General features: G+C 48.1%; 21 protein-coding genes. 4 read left to right on the top strand and 17 right to left on the bottom strand.

Going from position 1 to position 17,343, the window contains the following annotated elements; translation table 11 throughout:
* The first annotated feature begins 397 nt into the window (after nucleotides 1-397).
* Nucleotides 398-1,489, top strand: coding sequence for a sensor histidine kinase (locus tag DW862_RS24880; protein WP_054350165.1), 1,092 nt, complete (start codon nucleotides 398-400; stop codon nucleotides 1,487-1,489).
* Nucleotides 1,470-2,225 carry a LytTR family DNA-binding domain-containing protein gene (locus DW862_RS24875; RefSeq protein WP_008766690.1) on the top strand — a complete coding sequence of 252 codons (756 nt, stop codon included), beginning with the start codon at nucleotides 1,470-1,472 and terminating at the stop codon, nucleotides 2,223-2,225. Before DW862_RS24880 ends, DW862_RS24875 begins: the two co-directional genes overlap by 20 nt.
* 87 nt (nucleotides 2,226-2,312) lie before the next feature.
* On the opposite strand, the gene DW862_RS24870 is transcribed toward DW862_RS24875, so the two are convergent.
* The 11 genes from DW862_RS24870 to DW862_RS24820 form a co-directional block, all read right to left on the bottom strand.
* Complete coding sequence (locus DW862_RS24870; protein WP_008766689.1) at nucleotides 2,313-3,101, bottom strand: PRTRC system ThiF family protein; 789 nt, start codon at nucleotides 3,099-3,101, stop codon at nucleotides 2,313-2,315.
* On the bottom strand, nucleotides 3,098-3,817 hold the full coding sequence (locus DW862_RS24865) for a prokaryotic E2 ligase family D protein (RefSeq protein ID WP_008766688.1): 720 nt from the start codon (nucleotides 3,815-3,817) through the stop codon (nucleotides 3,098-3,100). The genes DW862_RS24870 and DW862_RS24865 overlap by 4 nt, the downstream gene beginning before the upstream one ends.
* Before the next feature lie 3 nt (nucleotides 3,818-3,820).
* The gene (locus DW862_RS24860; RefSeq protein WP_229782489.1) at nucleotides 3,821-4,735 is read right to left on the bottom strand and encodes a hypothetical protein; all 915 of its coding nucleotides are present in this window, start codon (nucleotides 4,733-4,735) and stop codon (nucleotides 3,821-3,823) included.
* A gap of 38 nt (nucleotides 4,736-4,773) precedes the next feature.
* Nucleotides 4,774-4,953, bottom strand: coding sequence for a hypothetical protein (locus DW862_RS26560; protein WP_229782488.1), 180 nt, complete (start codon nucleotides 4,951-4,953; stop codon nucleotides 4,774-4,776).
* 5 nt (nucleotides 4,954-4,958) lie between these two features.
* Nucleotides 4,959-5,180 (bottom strand): PRTRC system protein C, encoded by a 222-nt coding sequence (locus tag DW862_RS24855; RefSeq protein WP_008766686.1) that lies wholly within the window; start codon nucleotides 5,178-5,180, stop codon nucleotides 4,959-4,961.
* A gap of 4 nt (nucleotides 5,181-5,184) precedes the next feature.
* Complete coding sequence (locus tag DW862_RS24850; RefSeq protein WP_008766685.1) at nucleotides 5,185-6,165, bottom strand: PRTRC system protein E; 981 nt, start codon at nucleotides 6,163-6,165, stop codon at nucleotides 5,185-5,187.
* A gap of 31 nt (nucleotides 6,166-6,196) precedes the next feature.
* Nucleotides 6,197-6,418 (bottom strand): hypothetical protein, encoded by a 222-nt coding sequence (locus DW862_RS26555; RefSeq protein ID WP_025076690.1) that lies wholly within the window; start codon nucleotides 6,416-6,418, stop codon nucleotides 6,197-6,199.
* Between the two features lie 367 nt (nucleotides 6,419-6,785).
* A complete protein-coding gene (locus DW862_RS26550) occupies nucleotides 6,786-7,022 on the bottom strand; it encodes a hypothetical protein (RefSeq protein ID WP_008766683.1) in 237 nt (78 codons plus the stop codon).
* A 196-nt stretch (nucleotides 7,023-7,218) separates the two neighbouring features.
* Entirely contained in the window at nucleotides 7,219-9,315 is a 2,097-nt protein-coding gene (locus tag DW862_RS24830) for a type IA DNA topoisomerase (protein ID WP_032585083.1), read from the bottom strand.
* Between the two features lie 96 nt (nucleotides 9,316-9,411).
* On the bottom strand, nucleotides 9,412-9,672 hold the full coding sequence (locus DW862_RS24825; protein WP_008766681.1) for a DUF4099 domain-containing protein: 261 nt from the start codon (nucleotides 9,670-9,672) through the stop codon (nucleotides 9,412-9,414).
* A 40-nt stretch (nucleotides 9,673-9,712) separates the two neighbouring features.
* On the bottom strand, nucleotides 9,713-11,482 hold the full coding sequence (locus DW862_RS24820) for a DUF3945 domain-containing protein (RefSeq protein WP_008766680.1): 1,770 nt from the start codon (nucleotides 11,480-11,482) through the stop codon (nucleotides 9,713-9,715).
* A 713-nt stretch (nucleotides 11,483-12,195) separates the two neighbouring features.
* Between DW862_RS24820 and DW862_RS24815 the strand changes: the two genes are divergently transcribed.
* Nucleotides 12,196-12,999: a type IV toxin-antitoxin system AbiEi family antitoxin gene (locus DW862_RS24815; RefSeq protein WP_008766679.1), complete on the top strand. Its 804-nt coding sequence runs from the start codon at nucleotides 12,196-12,198 to the stop codon at nucleotides 12,997-12,999.
* Nucleotides 12,996-13,790 carry a nucleotidyl transferase AbiEii/AbiGii toxin family protein gene (locus DW862_RS24810; protein ID WP_008766678.1) on the top strand — a complete coding sequence of 265 codons (795 nt, stop codon included), beginning with the start codon at nucleotides 12,996-12,998 and terminating at the stop codon, nucleotides 13,788-13,790. The genes DW862_RS24815 and DW862_RS24810 overlap by 4 nt, the downstream gene beginning before the upstream one ends.
* A 259-nt stretch (nucleotides 13,791-14,049) precedes the next feature.
* Here the strand turns inward: DW862_RS24810 and DW862_RS24805 are convergent, their stop codons facing one another.
* The 6 genes from DW862_RS24805 to DW862_RS24780 form a co-directional block, all read right to left on the bottom strand.
* Nucleotides 14,050-14,343: a DUF4120 family protein gene (locus DW862_RS24805; protein WP_008766677.1), complete on the bottom strand. Its 294-nt coding sequence runs from the start codon at nucleotides 14,341-14,343 to the stop codon at nucleotides 14,050-14,052.
* 11 nt (nucleotides 14,344-14,354) lie between these two features.
* Nucleotides 14,355-14,852 carry a hypothetical protein gene (locus tag DW862_RS24800; RefSeq protein WP_008766676.1) on the bottom strand — a complete coding sequence of 166 codons (498 nt, stop codon included), beginning with the start codon at nucleotides 14,850-14,852 and terminating at the stop codon, nucleotides 14,355-14,357.
* 11 nt (nucleotides 14,853-14,863) lie between these two features.
* Nucleotides 14,864-15,118: a hypothetical protein gene (locus DW862_RS24795; protein ID WP_008766675.1), complete on the bottom strand. Its 255-nt coding sequence runs from the start codon at nucleotides 15,116-15,118 to the stop codon at nucleotides 14,864-14,866.
* 11 nt (nucleotides 15,119-15,129) lie between these two features.
* Nucleotides 15,130-15,396, bottom strand: coding sequence for a hypothetical protein (locus DW862_RS24790; RefSeq protein ID WP_008766674.1), 267 nt, complete (start codon nucleotides 15,394-15,396; stop codon nucleotides 15,130-15,132).
* Between the two features lie 33 nt (nucleotides 15,397-15,429).
* A complete protein-coding gene (locus DW862_RS24785; protein ID WP_008766673.1) occupies nucleotides 15,430-15,963 on the bottom strand; it encodes a DUF4326 domain-containing protein in 534 nt (177 codons plus the stop codon).
* A 217-nt stretch (nucleotides 15,964-16,180) separates the two neighbouring features.
* Nucleotides 16,181-17,343: TraM recognition domain-containing protein (locus DW862_RS24780; protein ID WP_118233263.1), on the bottom strand; the 1,163-nt coding region annotated here is incomplete at its 5' end.

The following is a 17,343-nucleotide window of genomic DNA, read 5'->3' as shown; positions in this document are numbered from 1 at the left end:
AAGTACCTGAGCAACTTTTTGTTGCTCAGGTACTTAAAAAAAATATTTTATAATAGTGTTGCGGAATTAAGGGCTACTTAAAAATTTGGTTGATTCAGACTTTATCATGCGGTATTTACCCTATATGGATGCAAAATTACCCGTGTTGCTTTGGCTGTAACAGTAAAATTCGGCTGAAACGGATAAATTTATATCTGAACCGCCCAAATAGGCGGTTTATTTTGAAAAACAGATTTTCTAAATGGTATTTCGGCAAACATAAAGTGCAACTCCATCCGTTTCAACATTCATTTTCATCACTTCAATGGTGATTTTATCCGTTTCAGTCGGTTTTATCCTATCAACTAAAGATGTAAATCCCTATTTTTGCGGAATATGAAGTAACTTTGTATCTGATATGGCCAACGAGAATATAAAAATAATGAATTGGAAGAACGGTCTGTTGTTATCAACCGTTTCCTATATGCTCTACCTCATTCTGTGGTTTATACTCGATGATGAAACCGCCGGCCAATTACCGGAGATGGCAATAGCCGATTATATCATCGATTATCTGTTGTGTATGCTGTTTACCTACATCTCTTTAGGATTTTCCTTTTTGGTCTTTAGGGTATTGCCATTTAGGACATCTTATGTGTGGGTGATTGTCTATGCTTCCTGCCTTTTTACCCTGAACAACGTTGTCGCATTCGGCATGATTTCTTTGTTCAACTTCTTATGGGGTGAAAACGGCAACGGGCTTCTTGACGAGCTCCTCAACATGAAAGGCGCATATACTTTTGCCATGATTTCCACATTCTTGTCAAGCGTCTATGCCAACACGTTCTATCTTCAGTCTTACATCAAGGCACGCAACGAGAAACAGGCACTTGAAATGGCACTGATGAAAGAAAAGGAGATAGCCTTGCAGTCACAGCTCAATTCCCTGAAACTGCAAATCAATCCGCATTTCATGTTCAACAACTTCAACAATCTGCTGGAGCTGATTGAGGAGGATAGCGGACTTGCCGGAAAATTCCTGAGCAATCTGTCGAAAGTATACCGATACATCATCACCAACTTGGACCGAAACCTGATACCTGTCGCGGACGAAATCAAGTTTCTTGATTCATACTTGTACTTGATGAAAGTGCGCCACGACGAAGGTGTCATTGCAAAAGTAAGTCCGGGCGTCAGACAATGCAAAGGTTTTCTTCCACCGGCTGTATTGCAGCTTCTTGTGGAAAACGCAATAAAACATAACAGCTTTTCATCTGAACATCCGCTGGTCATCGACATAAAGCTGTCCGATGATTATATAACAGTCAGCAATCTTAAGTCACCTTTGATGTCCCCAATCGAATCAACCGGTTTAGGACTTAAAAATATCACAGAACGATACGCTTTGCTTTGTGATAAAAAGGTCAAGATAGAGAATGCCGAAAACTTCTATTCGGTAAGTCTGCCCATCATAAAAAACACCATCCCCTATGAACATACTGATTCTTGAAGACGAGCCACGCAATGCCAAACGCCTCATAAGGCTGCTGAACGACATTGACAGAACATTTATTGTCGAAGGCCCTCTTGCCAGCATCAAAGAGACGGTCGAATTCTTTCAATCCGGCAAAACCACAAACCTCATTCTGGCGGATATCCGTTTGACTGACGGTTTGAGTTTCGAAGCTCTAAAATATGCCCCGGCAACCATACCCATCATATTTACCACCGCATACGACGAATATGCGGTACAAGCATTCAAGTTCAACAGTTTCGACTATCTTCTGAAACCGTTGGATTCGGATGAACTTGAAGCGGCCATTGACAAGGCGGCCAAAGCCGGTAAGAATTACACCGACGAAAACCTACAGCAGCTTTTCGATGCCTTACAGAAGAACAAGTTCCGTTATCGGGAGCGTTTCTTGCTTCCTTACCGTGACGGATATAAGACCGTGCGCGTTTCGGACATCAACCACATCGAAACAGAAAACAAGATTGTATATCTCCGTCTTAACAACGGCACTTCCGAAGTGGTCAATGTGTCAATGGATGAACTTGAACACCAACTGAATCCCGACTATTTCTTCCGGGCAAACCGCCAATATATTATCAATGTAGAGCACGTTTTGTTCCTCGGTAATTATTTTGGAGGAAAGTTGATTGTCCGTTTGAAAGGTTATCCGAAAACGGAAATACAAGTGAGTAAGGAAAAGGCGCAGAGGCTTAAGGAATGGATTGACAGGTAATTATTAACATGTGCGTAAAGTGAAATTATGTTCGTTTAGATTTGATTCTTACAAAATTTGCATTTGGCTCATCCTCTTTTAAACAAGTTATATCATTATCGGATTCACTTTCATCGTTTCTAAATTAAGGAACAGCCCGTGATGTTCCAACATCCCGTTACGGAACATCTTCCAAAGGATATTGCATCCGAGTTGTGCCAGTGTGGAGTTGATGAACAAGTCCTGCTTTTCCAACGCCTCCGCCAAGGAGCAGCTCGGTCCTGAATCCGCCTCCTTCACCCTCGCGTATTTCACGAACCGGGTAATGACCTTCAACGAATCGACAGTCTTGTACAACTCGGAAGCGGGCTGTTTTATTTTCTTGGGTATGGTTCCCAACACAACCTGACCCGTACTTTGTGTGTTCCCGAAATCCATCCAGTAAAGCGGTGTTTCGTAATCACGGTAATTCGAGGTGGGCACGGCTTTCAATACGTTCCATAAGTCAAGCCGTGACTTGATGTTGTCGGTACAGGTGACGGTGATATTCGCCATGTCATCCCGTCTGGCATCTTTCAGCACGGTCGGGAAAATATCCGGTACCGCTTTCCAGTCATTGCCGAAGAAATTGTTCACTCGGGTAATCAGGCATTGCGCCTTGTTCAGTCCAAGGTCGGAACAGCCGAAAAGCTGGCGACCGATGTTGGCATCCGTCACTATGTCCGGGTCATAAAGTGTTACGAACAATCCCGGATGTCCGAGTGCCCGCAATGTCACGTCCAGCCGTGCCAGACAGGTCAATACCTGCGAGCCGGTTCCTCCCGCGCCGATCAGGTTCACCGTGACCGGGTGCTGCGGGTTCAGCAGATAGTTATCTATGTAGTGTACTCTTTTCATTTCAATATATCTTTCAATTTCAAGTTATTCAAAGGTTTCAGTTCGTCGAGGTTGAAAGGCTTGTCCTTTGCGGCCTTTGTCACCAATATCAGGTTTGATCTGGTCGGGTTGCCCCCTCCGCCCAGGTGTGAAAACTCCGTCAGCCAGAACTTCTTCTCCCAATACTCCAACAGGTTTTTGTAGGTCAAATCTCTCGGCTTGTCTATTTTAGCGGAACCCAGACAGACATTTGCCCCTGTCACGTTGAAGAACGGTGCGGCATAAAGCTCCGTCTTTTCCGTCAGTTTCTTGTCCTTGTAAGCATATATACTCAACGAACTGCCACCTGCCACGTAAATGACTCCCGGCAGGTTGTATTTTGCATTCTCTACTTGAAGGGATTCCTTGAAAAACATCATCCGTTTCTGTGGGGAGTTGTACCAGATATACCTCTCACTGCCCTTGCGCGGGTCGCACCACAGCATATTGGGCGGAATCCTTCCGTATGGCGTGGTGCTGTGGCTTTCGGAATAACCGCGCACCAGTTCGTTCATGAAATCCACCGTGACGGGCCGGCCTTCTCCCATCATTCCGTTATCGTCTATATCCCTTATCTCAACAAAATAGTTGTTGTCAGAGGCATAAGAGTTGTCTTTCTCGCCTGAATAGGCAATCAACGCCGCCCTCGGATGGAGCAGCGTCCTCAATTTTTGGGTAAGTTCATTCGTTTCCAACATAATTCAACTGATTAAAGATATGAATTCGTCCGCCCACCGAAAGAACCGTTCCGGGTAATCGTCCATGCTGAACAGTTCTTCGGTATCGGGCGACAGGTCAAGGGCAGTCACCGGAGTGATGTCGTAGGTCTCCCTGCTACAGGAATTGTAATAGTCAACGAGATAGTCGGATACAATGTCGTTGATGTCATACACGACCCTTATCTGCTGTTGCAGGTACATCGGGTGGAAGTCCGGATTCTCCGAGTAATAGGCGTCATAAGCGTATTGCATGATGCCCCGTGCAGGCGTCAGAAACGGGAGACCCCGTTTCATCGCATCGACCAAAGGCTGTTCAAACCCGTTTTGGGGTTCGTATGTATCCAGTGCTTTCGGCAGGTTCTTGTAGTAGGATTTCGATTCCACCCGTTTGAGCAGCCTGCCGATTTTCCCTTCCTGATAGGAGTCCAGCAGTTTCATGCGTTCTTTCCACTCCTCCGGGTCGCTGCCGTCATCCTCCGAAAGCATTTCAAACAAAAAGTCCGATTCTTCGTAATCCACGAATGTATCAATGCCGTTTGCTTTCATCAGTTTATGGATAAAGGTAATGGCAATCCTCCTTAAAATGGGATTGAGCGATTCCAGAAACTTCACCGGGAAGTAGTACAGCGTGAAACTTCCCCACTTGTGGTATTTCCACAGCCGGAAGAAAAGCCTGCCGGCTTCCTGCTCGATGTTGACATGCAGTTCGTCACCGACAAGCGTGTTCATTTCATCGTACAGATTGGCGATGCCTTCCCCGATACTGTTTCCTGGCATGTGTACGCCCTCCTTCTGCAATAGCAGGGAATACCTGAAATACGAATCACGCAGGAATTCGTAGTTATCCCGCGTGATTACGTTTATACTGTTGCATTCGCCGCTGTCGTAACAATCCACGGTAAGATTATTCTGTGCCAGCGGTATGAAGGCTGTGCTTAGAAAAGAATTACGGCCCCGCTTGGAGCCGCAATCCGTTCTTCCCTGTTCACGCCGTACCGTACATTCCTCCGCGTCTGGCCGATGATGAGCCTCGCCAGCTGCCTTGACTGTTGTTCGTCCAATGGTACACATGGTTTCCTTTTCTTGTTGTTCTTTTTCTTTCGTTCCTTCTTCATGCTTCCTATCCTTTGGTCCCGATGGTGGTCTTGAACTCGTACACGGCTTTGTCGTCCTTGATGACCGGTCCGTGTACCGTTGCCGTTGTCAGCTCCGGGTAGAAGTTGGAGTAATAGCTCATGACCATTTCGGGGCTGTCCGACGGGTTGGGATCATCGAGCGTTACCATTCCGCTGCCTTTCTTGAATGTGAATGAGCGTGCCATTCCTGTTACTTCGAGTGCCATAATCTTATACTGCTTGATATTGTGAGACATGATTTTCTAACATGGACTGCGGAAAATCGGGATATTCCTCGTAATCCTCCGGACGGTAATTGGGTTCATCCTCTCCGGCGTGATAATGTGGGGAGAGTTCTTCAGGGTGCTGTACCGGCTCCTGCCAATGTGTCCCATGGTATCCCCCGTGTGCGGGTTGTGGAGCCTGTTGCGGTACTGGCTGCTGTCCCATATAGGGTTGCGGTTGTGGCTGGGCGTAATATTGTGCCGGTCCCTGCGGCGGTTGTTGCGGTGGCCACATTGTCTGCTGTTGCTGAGGATTGGCTGCCGGTCTCTGCTGTCCGCCAGGAGCCTGAGCCGCCATCGGTCTCTGTGCCTGCGGTTGCTGAGGATACTGTGGAGCCTGCCGCGGTTGTTGGACTGGTGCGGCTGCCGGTTGTGCCTGCGGCTGTTGTGGCTGCGGAGCCGGTTCTTCCATCAGTTCAAACAGACTGCCCTTGTTCATCGCCTTTGTCTGTTCCGCCACCATCTCGTCAATCTTCTTCTGGTCCTGCGGTTTGGCGTAAAGACGTGCCTGTCCGAGTGCGGTAACCGCCTCCTTGTGGTTCTTGGCAGCGATCAGTTCCTCCGCTTTCTTGAAATGTTTCTCGTACTTCTCCCGCTTCTCCTTTTCCTCCTTCGTCTCCTTCGCTTTGGTCTCCTTTGCCGCCTTGCTCTCGGACGCTGCCTTCTCAGCCTGCGCCTCGAACTGCGCCATGTTGGAAATCAGTCCGGTAGTCTTCTGTATAGGACGTGCTACGGCTTGTAGGAAGCCTGCGTCCAGTTCCTGCGGATGCCCGCTGACGGTCAGTGGTACGAGGTGGTTCTGGGCTTCGTCCTTCAGCCCGTTCGACTTCGGCAGTAAGGATACTGTCAGTTGTCCGTTCGCTTTGCGGATGACAAGCGTGAGATCCACGCCTTCGGTCATCATCTGGTGGATTGCTGTAAAAAACATAATTTGATGTATTAAAAGTTATTACTGGGTTTTATTCTTCACTGAACAGTTTGGCCAGCAGCCTGTTCCTGTCGGGATGGCGGCTGATTTCCAGAATCGGGTTCAACAGGGTGGAGATGTGTACCGGCCCTGTCGTCCCCCGTGGCGGGAACTTGACGGCAGGTTCGGGTTCCACCGTCCTTTTTCTTCTCGTTACCGGCATGGGCATCCTCATGGGAGCCGGCGGTGCGCTTGTTGCAAATGCTTGGTTCATGTCTCTTTATTTTTTTTAATTGTGAATATTCGGGCTTTGGCAGCCCGTGAACTACAAGGGCCCGACGGCAGATGCCTTCGGTAAGGCAAGGTTTTCGGGAAAAATACCGCAAGCCTCCGGCGAGGATGATTTTTTCCGAAACCGCAAGGCTTGACCTTGCCGTCCGAACAAAGGCATTTGCCAACTTTGCCCGGTAGTTTCCGGTATGCCAAGTCTGTGTTTTCATCCCTTTTCCTTTTATTCCTGTCGTTATGGTTTCCGGTTCCACAGAGGGCGGAAAACAAAAAGAGCCGTCCCGGAAGACAGCTCTGTTCTGTAAGGTTCCACTTGATTTTGTATGGCAGTTATGTTTCATGGTCAAATATTGTCAGGATACCAGAAAACTGAGTATGCAGAAAAGTATGGCCGCAGCCACCAGAAGGCAAGCTATCCGGTACAGGAACCTGAAGAATCCCCTAAAACACACGATGGCTACCGCAGCCCACACGGGGGATATGCCCCGTGTGTACATATAACTGAACACGATGAAGGCTGCAAAGCCCAATGCGATGGTCCGTACCCATCTGTTCGCTTGAATCTTGTCGATATATTCCCTTGTTTTCATGACATTCCGGTATTAACGGGTGAAACAGTCTTTTCCAATTTCAAGGGCCGGGATGCGTACCGCCTCCACAGGCAAGGTTTTCGGAGGAAAATACCGGAGCGGCGCGAGGATGATTTTCCCCGAAACCCGGAGGGCCTGACCTTGCCGGTGGAAAAAGGCGGTGCGCTACCTTTGCCCGCGAATTGGAATGACGGTGTTATTTTTTCTTTCCGTTCCCGGTTTTCGGGAACGAGAATACCGTGTTGTATTCCGCATCGAAGGTGACGGCGGCATCGAACGGTACACCTTTCTTTCCCTTGAACCCCTTGATGAGTCTGGTGGTGCCGGAGGAGAAAAGCTGTTCCATGTGGGTGTCGGTCAGTTCCTTGTTCAGAATACGGCGGAACACCAGCAGCCCGCACCCGTCATGGTCGCACCTGGCCACTTTGGAACGGAGGATGATTTTTCCCGTCTTGCACTTGGGGCAGGTGAATGCCCTTTCCTGCATCGCCGGAAAATCCAGACGCAGGATCTCTTCGGTTGCCCTGCGGGTGTAATCCAGGATGGACTGCATGAAGGTTTCCGTATCGAGGGTATGCCTCTCCACCTGCGCCAGGGTCTTCTCCCAGCTTCCCGTCAGTTCCACGTCCGCCACACGCATGTCCTTCACCGCCTCATAGATATACATCCCTTTTTCGGTCGGGATGATGCTTTTGCCGGAGCGGGCGATATAGTCACGTTTGATAAGGGTGGTAATGATGGCGGCACGGGTGGCGGGTGTGCCTATGCCCAATTCCTTGATAGCCTCCTTTGCCTGTTCGTCCGTGATGTTTTTCCCGCAGGTCTCCATCGCCGCCAGCAGGGTGGCCTCCGTGTACAGCGGCTTGGGTAGGGTCTTCTTCTGCGCCATCCCGTGTCCCATGACCGGAACAGTCTCGCCTTCGGCAAACTCCGCCGTCCCCCCGTCACGTTCCGGCTCGTCCTTCTCCCTGTCCTCCTTTCTGGCGAACACGCCGCGCCAGCCCGGTCTGACAATGGAGGAAGAGCGGGAACGGAACGCCATTCCCTCGCAGGCACATTCCATGACCAAAAGTTCCTTCTCGCAGGGTGGCGAGAATGCTTCCAGCATCCTTCCGGCTATCAGGGTGTAAACGGTAGATTCCGCCTCGGACAACCCTTCGGGTGAAATGCCCGTGATAATCAGGGCATGGTGGTCGGTCACTTTCGTGTCATCCACGCTGCGGGTATTCAGATCGGACATGTCGAAAGACTGTCCGTATTCCCTGAATTCCGGCATGGAAACCACTTTTCCCAGCAAGGAAGGAATGTGCCGCATGACATCCTCCGGGATATGGCGGCTTCCCGTCCTCGGATAAGAAATAAGCTTCTTTTCATACAAGGATTGGGCGATGGAGAGGGTCTTCTCCGCTGTCAGGTCATAATGGACGTTGCAATCTTTCTGGAGCGTGGTCAGGTCGTACAGAAGCGGGGCCTGTTGGAAAGTCCTCTTGTGTTCCGACCCAGTGACTGTCGCCACAGAACCGGAAGTGATTTTCCGGTATGCCGCCTCTGCCGCATCCTTTTCCTTGAACTCTTCCGTGTGGATGAACATGCGGTGCGCGTCCTGCCGTTTCAGCGTGAGGTGCAGCTGCCAGTAAGGGGTGGAGACGAAATTCCGGTTCTCCTTGAAGCGGGCACAGACCATGGCGAGCGTCGGGGTCTGTACACGTCCTATGGAGTTGTTCGCCGAGCCGGAGGCTACCGCCAGGGCACGGCTCGCGTTCATGCCCACCAGCCAGTCCGCCTTTGCCCGGCAGTCGGCGGCGGCATACAGGCTGTCGTAGTCGCTGCCGTCCCGGAGGTTCGCCAAACCCTCGCGGATGGCCTCGTCGGTGAGAGAGGAGATCCACAGGCGTTTGAACGGTTTGGTATAGCCTAAGTAGGAATATATCCAGCGGAAGATAAGTTCCCCTTCACGGGCACAGTCGGTAGCCACGATGATGCTGTCGCACCGGTCGAACACGCTGTCGATGATTTTCAGTTGTTTGGCGGCGGCGATGTCCGTCACCATCCCTTTGTCCGTCCTGACCTGGCGGGACACCAGACGGAACGGGTCCGGCAGCATCGGGAGGTTTTCGGCGGAGGTTTTCGTGTAGCCATACGCACCGGGCATGGCGAGCGACACCAGGTGTCCCAACGCCCACGTGACCATATACCCGTTACCTGTACAGTAGCCGTCTTTCTTGTCGGTAGCCCCGACCACACGGGCTATATCCATGCCGACACTCGGTTTTTCTGCAATGATTGCTTTCATGTTCGGATAAAATTTAAGCCGTTCCCCGCTACCGGAACCGGAAAACGGGAAACGGCGGTTTGACATTTTTTACTTGTTATAATGGATGAGCGTTTGTCAGGCCACCGGCTTGACACCGAGGATTTCAATCAGTGCCCCGTCGTCCTTGCGCACCAGTTGCAGGGTGGCGTCCATCACCACGTCCACGCCCAGCAGCACGAGGCTGAGTGACATCACTCCTGTCTTTTCTCCCTTGAGCAACGTATCAAGTTCCCCCGACATTTCCAGCTCGTCCTTCAGGATCCCGATTCCCGCGAGTTCTTCCCAGTTCACGTCTTCCGCCTTGAATGGCGTGTTGTTTTTATTGTTTACGTTCATATTTCTGTTTTTTTGATTTGACATTCATTCTGATTCACGCTCAGGCAATGCTTGCCCCCTTGGACTTGCGGCCAGCCTGTTCCTGTCCCTGCTTCTGGGCGTTCGCCACCACGTTGCGCTGCGATGCGTCACGCTTGCGGTCCGGGTTCTCGTTATAGAAGTCCAGCCTGCCCTGGTTGAAGTTCGCCTTGACATACTGCGAGATGGTCTTTCCATCGTAGCCTTTGATGCCCTCGACCAGTACCGCCTTGCCGCTCTGGAGGTCGGCACGCTGGTTTCTCGTCAGTTTTACGTCCCATACCTTTTCCGGTATCTTGAACTCGGCACGCTGCTCGAAGCCGTCCGGCGTGCGTGAGTAGCTCAGGCGTCCCGTTTCCAAATCCGCCTTGATGAAGGAGGAGAACTCCTCGCCCTTGCGGTTCACCATGTCGTTGAGGAAGATGACTTTGCCCTCGCGCAGTTGTTGCTGTTCCTCGGCGGTGATTTTCACGCCGCCTATTTCATTCGGGATGTAAATTTCACGCGCTCCCTCCGGGGAATCGGGATTGTAGCGTGTGTAGGAAGGTCTGCCCGTGGCCTCGTCCAGCTTGACATACGAGGAGAACAACTCACCGTCCTTGCGCTCCATACCCTCCACGAAGATGGCCTTGCCCGCGTTGAGGTCTTCAATCTGCTGCTTGGTAAGTTCCACTCCGCCCAGCGACTGTCGGTTGAAGAGTTTGTCGTTCTCGAAGATGTATTCGATGCCCCTGCGTTCGGCGTTGACCTGGATGTGGGCGTCGAACTCCTTGCCGTTATTGGAAATCATGCCTTCGATGAACACTTTCTTGCCTTCCCGCAGGTCGTTGATTTCCTGGTCGGTCAGTTTCACACCTTTGATTTCTTGCGGGATGTAGGCGTTTTCCGCGCGCATGGCGACCACCTCGTTGGTGAGCTTGTCGATGCTGATGAAAGAAGGGATGTATTCGCCGTTGCGCCCTTTCAGTTCCACCACACGCCCCATGTTGCCTGTCTCCAACAGGTTCTTCTTGTCCTCTTCGGAGAAGATGTGACCGAAGTACGGGCGTTCGAGTTCGGGTTTCTGGCGGATGCCGTGGATACCTAATACGATAGGGCCTCCCACGGACTGCTGGAATGACAGTCGTGCATCGGTACGTAATACGGCGGAGCCGAAATTCATGCTGATGGGTACCACCTGGTTGGTCTTGTAGCCCCTGAGCATCTGGTCAAGGAGACCGCGCTCCATGAGGTATTCACGGGAAAGTCCGAAATTCTTCAGTTCCTCCCAGTTGATCATGGACTCGTTGTAGCGGTACTTGGGTTGCTGCGTGCCGTCACCTTGGGTGGCCTGCTGCTGTGTCTCATTTTTCTTTGCCATTTCTTCTTGATTTTGATTGTTGATACTTTGGTTTTCCTTGTCGCGTGGAACGATTTCGTATTTTTTGAGGAAGTCTTCCACGGCTTTTGTCTGCTTTCCGGCGGCGAGGTCTTCGATGGCCTGCTTCACTTCCGGGCTGTCCAGCGTATCCGCCTTGACGGAGAGGATGCCGAAACGGGTCGGGTCTTTGAGCTGGCTCCAGAAGTTTTTCACGAAATTCTCGAACATGTTGGCGTACCGGTCGATTTTCAGGAAGGAGTTGCTGTGTTCCTTGTCTGCCGGAACGGTGCTGTATTTCCCGTCCTTTCCGATTTTTGACACCGCCTGTAAAATCAGTTCCATCTTGTCGAGTATGAACACGATGTCACTCATCTGTTCGTTCTCGCTCACTTGCGGCTTCAGGGGTTCGTCCCTCACATTTTTCTTTGCCATAACTTTGAGTTTTTAGAGTTGATAACTACTATTGTCACCGCAAATATATATAGCAAAATTTGATAAATAATTGATTTTTAATTAGTTGAACTACATATTACATCATTTGTCATCACGTTTCACCGCAGGGTGACAGCACGAAAACGAAAAAGGGAAAAAACAGAGGGAAAAGGGCGGGCCACAAGGTACGGGAAGGCAGAGAGAAACCGAAGCAGGGAAAGGGACGAAGAGGGAAAAAGAAAACCTATATTATGCAGAGTTGAGAGCGAGCTGCTTTTGTCCCTACTTCCTTGTATTTCTCATAAGACAGGCGACCGAAAGGAAAAGGATTTATGATAGGATAGATGTTCCAATTGGGACGGTCTGAATTTTATAAAGTACTCCCGTCAGGTTTTGTCTTGACCTTGTTCTATGCGTCGTAGGTCGCTTCGCTTGCTAAGTCCCGACCTTTTCACCCAACTCGGACGGCGATACCGGAACGTTTTTTCGAAGAAAAATTACCGCAGGGAATTTTTTGTACGAAAACCGGAGGCCTGAACGTGAAAGGTATCGTCCTCCGAGTTACCTTCTCAGAGGGACTTAGTGAGTGAAGCGTGACTTAGGATGGTAGTTTATGGAAGAATATGGAAAAATTACCCTTTGAACGAAAATGCGCATCTTTTTAGTGCAATGGTAATCATTTTTTGAGTACCTTTGCACTAAAATTACGCATTATGACAATACGTGAATGGATTAGAGATAGAGAGATAAGTGGATTTCCAACTTTTTCGGTTGAAGAAATTAGGTTGGCATTGCCACATTATTCAGAGCAGGTCATTAAAAATGATTTGTTCCGTATATCATCACAAGGTATAATATATCCGGTCTATAAAGGTTTCTACGTTATTATTCCTCCTCATTATGCTGCCAAAAGAATGGTACCACCGATATATTACATAGATCAGTTGATGTCGTATCTAAACAAGCCTTATTATATTAGTCTCTTAAATGCGGCAGAAATTCATGGTGCAGCTCATCAACGTCCACAGAAATTTTCTGTAATGTCGGTATTTCCAAAGTCTTCTGTTTCGCAATCAAAGAACAATACACTTGTTTGGGTATACCGCAAGGAAATTCCAACAGATTTTTTGTTATCAAAAAATTCTGAAACAGGAGTGATATATTATTCGAATGCAGAATTGACAGCTCTTGACATTGTACAATATGAGCAATATATAGGTGGACTTTCAAGAGCATCTACTATATTGGAAGAACTTACAGAAAAATTAGATTTTCGTGGTGCTTCCAATAAGTTGTTTGGTTATACATCAATCGCAACTATACAACGACTGGGATATATACTGGATGAAGTTCTAAATGCAGCAGAAATTGCAGATACGCTATATATGGAATTGACTTCATATGTAAAGCGTTTCAAATATATTCCTCTAACTATAAATAAACCAAAAGATTGCGCGGAAAGGAATAACCGTTGGAAAATTTTTGTAAATACGATAATAGAAACTGACGAAATATGATAAACAGAACAGCCATCACTCAATGGAATAAGATAGTTCCATGGAATGACAACGCACAAGTAGAGCAAGACCTCATTATATCACGTGCGTTAGTCGCTATTTTTAGCGATGAGTTTCTTGCTTCACAATTAGCATTCAGGGGAGGAACTGCACTCCATAAACTATATCTGACGCCACAGCCCAGATATAGTGAAGATATTGACTTAGTTCAAATTACTCCCGGACCGATAAAGCCAATAATGTTCAGACTTGGGGAAGTTTTGGATTTTTTGCCGGATAGAGTAACAAAACAAAAACGATATAATAACACGATGTTGTTTCGTATGGAATCGGAAATACCTCCCACAATTCCTCTACGCTTAAAAATCGAGATAAACTGTTTTGAGCATTTTAATGAACTTGGATTAGTCAAAATACCATTTGAAATGGAAAATAGTTGGTTCTCAGGCAAGTGCGGAGTAACAACATATCGTTTAAATGAACTGTTGGGAACAAAACTGAGAGCCTTGTACCAAAGGAAAAAGGGGCGAGACCTTTTTGACTTGTATGTCGCTTTGTCTGAAGCATCAGTTGATGTCGAAGAAATTATGCGTTGTTACCACCGTTATATGTCTTTTGTTGTTCAACAACCACCGACATACAAACAGTTCATTAATAATATGGAAGAGAAGATGTCTGACTCTGAGTTCTTAGGAGATACACAAAATCTTATCCGTCCGGAGAGGGAGTTCAATCCTCAGTTGGGGTACGACCTTGTTCGCTCTCAATTAATAGACAGATTGCAAAAATAGCATATCAATAAAAGTAACACCTGAAAAAGAAATATTGCCGGTATCTAAATTTGCCATATAACGATTTAATCTTTGATTTTTGCGGAAAACCTGCGAGAATTGATTTTTAATCCGTCAAATACAGATTTTAGCTTTCTGATTTTGGAGATTTCAGAATGAGCAGACGGAAATAAAATATGAGCGAAGAAAGTGTAAAAGGTAATCAGATTTTGAGTACTTCTGCGCTTTTTTCGCTCAACACAAACTGCGAAACGATTTTTCAAGTGTGTATGCTCCAGCCGTGAAACGGTCCACCAATCATTACAGCAAATGACCGATCCGGCTTGCCGTGATAGAGAAGCCCTCCGACAACGCCCCTTGTCCCGTCTTTCGCCACTTCAGCGAAACCGAATGAATATGGTGCGAAATCGGTGTACAGTTCGATTTCATACCTGCCATTGGAGTTGACCTCCCATTGCTTGAGCCGTTCAATACATTTGCTCAACGTTTCATCACCGATGCTTTTCGCATACTTGACGGTATTCTCGTAGTGTTCCTGACATTTGATTTTCATGTCTGATGTTTTTAAGTTGTTTGTAACAATTCTTCGTATATCCCGAAACCAATGCATCCGGCTATGATGAAATCCTCCTTACCTTTATCCGCCAGTGATTTTAAATTTTCCAAGCTGTCGCAGTAGAAGAATATCTCATCGTCCTTTTCGTTGTCGGAATCCATCGCCAGCGCAATCCTCACTTCTTCCGTTTCCAGCGTGTCGCACCACCGGATAGTGCAGTCCGCATAATGAGGTTCACGTCCCTGCTCACAGTAGAATTTCAGGAAATGGCTACCTATTTCCTTCTTGACTTCATCCGCCTTTTTCCAGATACTATCATCCACGATTTCAAATCCGAGTCCTTCCACCAGCAGGCATGTTCCCTTGTCATATACCATCATGGTGCGCTTTCCCATGTGTTTTTCGCGTATTTCCGCCCAATTCGGCAAGTCCCAACGCTCCACGGTCCAGATCCCTCGGTAATCCTTCGGGATGGAATTGTATTCGCTTAATGTTATCTTTCTCATAGCAGGTAGTTTTAGTTTGTTACAAAAGTCACCTTGTGAGTCTTGCACGGTTTCCCGAATGCCGGACGTGGGTTGAACTCCGTGCATGATTCCCAATCCACACTCATCGTGTAGCCGTTCGGGAAATTCTCGCCGATGAACCGGCTTATCATTTCCAAATCCTCGTTCGGCAGGAACAATTCTTCCTCGATGCCGTACTCCAATGCGAAAATCGCCCATTCAGGAATGTTATCCCAAACGAGCGTCTGTCTGTTTTTCTTGTGCATAATGTCAATGTTTATTGCGGTGATACCATAAGGCTGTTGATGATTCCTTCCAGTTCCGTTTCCCATTTGTCCGTACCGTCCATGACCGACGGATAGGTCAGTTGCTGCCACTGCCGGTAATCAAACAGTTTCATTCTCAGCGGATAGTAGTCGAACAATTTCCGGTTGCCAAAAAATACTCTCAGGTGGTTGGTTCCCACCTCCATCAGTTTCAGACCATAATTGTCAAGAATCTCATGGAATCTTTTCATCGGTGTAAAGTTGCTTCTCTTTTTCATGTCATTTCTGTTTTTTATTGTTTGAATTTTATTTCAGCAGCACATTCTGTACAGGTCATCATCGGTCAGTGTACATAGTTCCTCATCCGTGCAGTAACCGTCAATCTCCTCGCTCGCTTCCATCGCTTCATAAATGCCGTTATGCATATCGTTCACCAGCTCATCGCACAGGCTTTTTACTGACACCCTGAAAATGTCATTACCGACTTGGATTTCCCGAACTGGATAAGCCACTCCTTTCCAGTAGGTCTTTTCTATGGCTATTTCATCGGTACATCCCTCCATGCGTTCCAAGTATTCCTTGATGATGTCCCCATGACAAGGATTCGGCTTGCAGAAACACCCCAATGTCTTGCCCTGCAATTCTCCGATTCGTCTGCGGAACTTTTCATCCGTACTTAAACGATAGTAGAAATACTTCCTGTAACGGTCCAGCGTGCCGCCCCTTGTCATTGTCGCTTCCAGCCTGAACGGATTTCCGAAATAACCGTCTTTCCCTTGTCCCGCTCTTCCTATATATACATCACAGGATTCCTTGCGGATATTGACCACTCTTGTATTGCTCATAACTTGTTTTTTAGTTAAACAATTCCGACCGGCGAGCCGGTATTTTATTTCTTGCCTGCCTTACCGTTCCGTGCCGGATTGTGCAAGGCTTTTCGGGAAAATACCGCAAGCGGAGCGCGGAAGATTTCCCCGAAAACCCGTAGGGCTCGACCTTGCTCAATCCAAAAGGCACGGGACGACCTTTGCAGGCTAAAATAAAAAAGCGGCCTTTCAATGGCTATTCATTATCCTTGTCATTTTCTTCCTGTGGTATCAGGTGTTTCAAATCAGGGTCGTTCTTTATACGGGTCATCTCATCTTCGATTATCCGCACCACGTCCGCTTTTATCTGGGAATAGTTCCGGTCTATCTGCTGTTGCATGATGTCGTTGCCGTCCGCATCCTTGAACTCGTTGATGACGGGTATTTTCTTGTAGGCTTTGGTTTCCGCTGCTACCTTCTCATTATCGACAATAATGCGGGCATGGAAAATCTTCTGGTCAATCTCTTCCCCGAAGTTATCCGCTACGCTGCCCACGAATGTACCCTGTGAGAGGTTGGCTATTTTCGATGCCGGAATGAGCGAATCCATCTGCGTGTTGATGGAGGTGGAGGTGTCCTGCCGGTTGATGGAAATGGACTGCCGCTGTTGGAGTATCTTACCGAAGCGTTCCGAAAGGTTCTTAGCCGTTTCTCCCACGACCTGACCGCTGAAGATGTTGCCCACCGTATTTTGGATTACCTTCGCTTCTTTTTCACCGTAGTCACGGGTCAGCTGAGAGAAGTCCTGGAAGCCGAGACATACCGCCACCTTGTTGCTTCGTGCGGTGGCAATGAGATTGTCAATACCGCGAAAGTAAATCGTGGGCAGCTCGTCTATGATGATGGAAGACTTCAGTTGTCCCTTCTTGTTCACCAATTTTACGATACGGCTGTTGTACAGTCCGAGGGCGGCTGAATAGATGTTCTGCCTGTCGGGATTGTTACCGACACACAGGATTTTAGGGTGTTCGGGATTGTTCAGGTCGAGCGTGAAATCATCACCGGTCATCACCCAGTAAAGCTGCGGGGAAATCATCCTTGAAAGCGGGATTTTTGCCGAAGCGATCTGGCCTTGCAACTGGTCTTGTGCGCCCCCTTGCCAGGCGTCCATGAACGGGGAAAGGTAGTTTTCCAAAGACGGATACGAGGTAAGAATTGTGAAAATATCGGCATACGGCTTGTTCAGAAATTCTATCGCGTGAGGGAACGTGCAGTATTTTCCGTCCTGGTAGATGCGCAAATACCATATAATAGCCGCCAAAAGAATAATCGGGGATTCCACGAAGAAATCGCCCTGTTTCTGTATATCGGGTAAGTCAAGGGCATTGCTGCCCCCTTCTCCCCTAAGAACCGTACGTG

The sequence above is a fragment of the Bacteroides sp. AM37-9 genome (genome assembly GCF_003603455.1).
GTDB classification, from domain to species: Bacteria; Bacteroidota; Bacteroidia; order Bacteroidales; family Bacteroidaceae; genus Bacteroides; species Bacteroides xylanisolvens.
Note: the sequence above shows the minus strand (reverse complement) of the source record. Positions and strands in the feature narration are given on the sequence as shown.

What these genes read in the sequence shown, in the direction of transcription:
- DW862_RS24880 (WP_054350165.1), top strand. Translation starts at nt 398, where the DNA reads ATGGCCAACGAGAATATAAAAATAATGAATTGGAAGAACGGTCTGTTG.
- DW862_RS24875 (WP_008766690.1), top strand. Translation starts at nt 1,470, where the DNA reads ATGAACATACTGATTCTTGAAGACGAGCCACGCAATGCCAAACGCCTC.
- DW862_RS24870 (WP_008766689.1), bottom strand. Translation starts at nt 3,101, where the DNA reads ATGAAAAGAGTACACTACATAGATAACTATCTGCTGAACCCGCAGCAC.
- DW862_RS24865 (WP_008766688.1), bottom strand. Translation starts at nt 3,817, where the DNA reads ATGTTGGAAACGAATGAACTTACCCAAAAATTGAGGACGCTGCTCCAT.
- DW862_RS26560 (WP_229782488.1), bottom strand. Translation starts at nt 4,953, where the DNA reads ATGAAGAAGGAACGAAAGAAAAAGAACAACAAGAAAAGGAAACCATGT.
- DW862_RS24855 (WP_008766686.1), bottom strand. Translation starts at nt 5,180, where the DNA reads ATGGCACTCGAAGTAACAGGAATGGCACGCTCATTCACATTCAAGAAA.
- DW862_RS24850 (WP_008766685.1), bottom strand. Translation starts at nt 6,165, where the DNA reads ATGTTTTTTACAGCAATCCACCAGATGATGACCGAAGGCGTGGATCTC.
- DW862_RS26555 (WP_025076690.1), bottom strand. Translation starts at nt 6,418, where the DNA reads ATGAACCAAGCATTTGCAACAAGCGCACCGCCGGCTCCCATGAGGATG.
- DW862_RS26550 (WP_008766683.1), bottom strand. Translation starts at nt 7,022, where the DNA reads ATGAAAACAAGGGAATATATCGACAAGATTCAAGCGAACAGATGGGTA.
- DW862_RS24830 (WP_032585083.1), bottom strand. Translation starts at nt 9,315, where the DNA reads ATGAAAGCAATCATTGCAGAAAAACCGAGTGTCGGCATGGATATAGCC.
- DW862_RS24825 (WP_008766681.1), bottom strand. Translation starts at nt 9,672, where the DNA reads ATGAACGTAAACAATAAAAACAACACGCCATTCAAGGCGGAAGACGTG.
- DW862_RS24820 (WP_008766680.1), bottom strand. Translation starts at nt 11,482, where the DNA reads ATGGCAAAGAAAAATGTGAGGGACGAACCCCTGAAGCCGCAAGTGAGC.
- DW862_RS24815 (WP_008766679.1), top strand. Translation starts at nt 12,196, where the DNA reads ATGACAATACGTGAATGGATTAGAGATAGAGAGATAAGTGGATTTCCA.
- DW862_RS24810 (WP_008766678.1), top strand. Translation starts at nt 12,996, where the DNA reads ATGATAAACAGAACAGCCATCACTCAATGGAATAAGATAGTTCCATGG.
- DW862_RS24805 (WP_008766677.1), bottom strand. Translation starts at nt 14,343, where the DNA reads ATGAAAATCAAATGTCAGGAACACTACGAGAATACCGTCAAGTATGCG.
- DW862_RS24800 (WP_008766676.1), bottom strand. Translation starts at nt 14,852, where the DNA reads ATGAGAAAGATAACATTAAGCGAATACAATTCCATCCCGAAGGATTAC.
- DW862_RS24795 (WP_008766675.1), bottom strand. Translation starts at nt 15,118, where the DNA reads ATGCACAAGAAAAACAGACAGACGCTCGTTTGGGATAACATTCCTGAA.
- DW862_RS24790 (WP_008766674.1), bottom strand. Translation starts at nt 15,396, where the DNA reads ATGAAAAAGAGAAGCAACTTTACACCGATGAAAAGATTCCATGAGATT.
- DW862_RS24785 (WP_008766673.1), bottom strand. Translation starts at nt 15,963, where the DNA reads ATGAGCAATACAAGAGTGGTCAATATCCGCAAGGAATCCTGTGATGTA.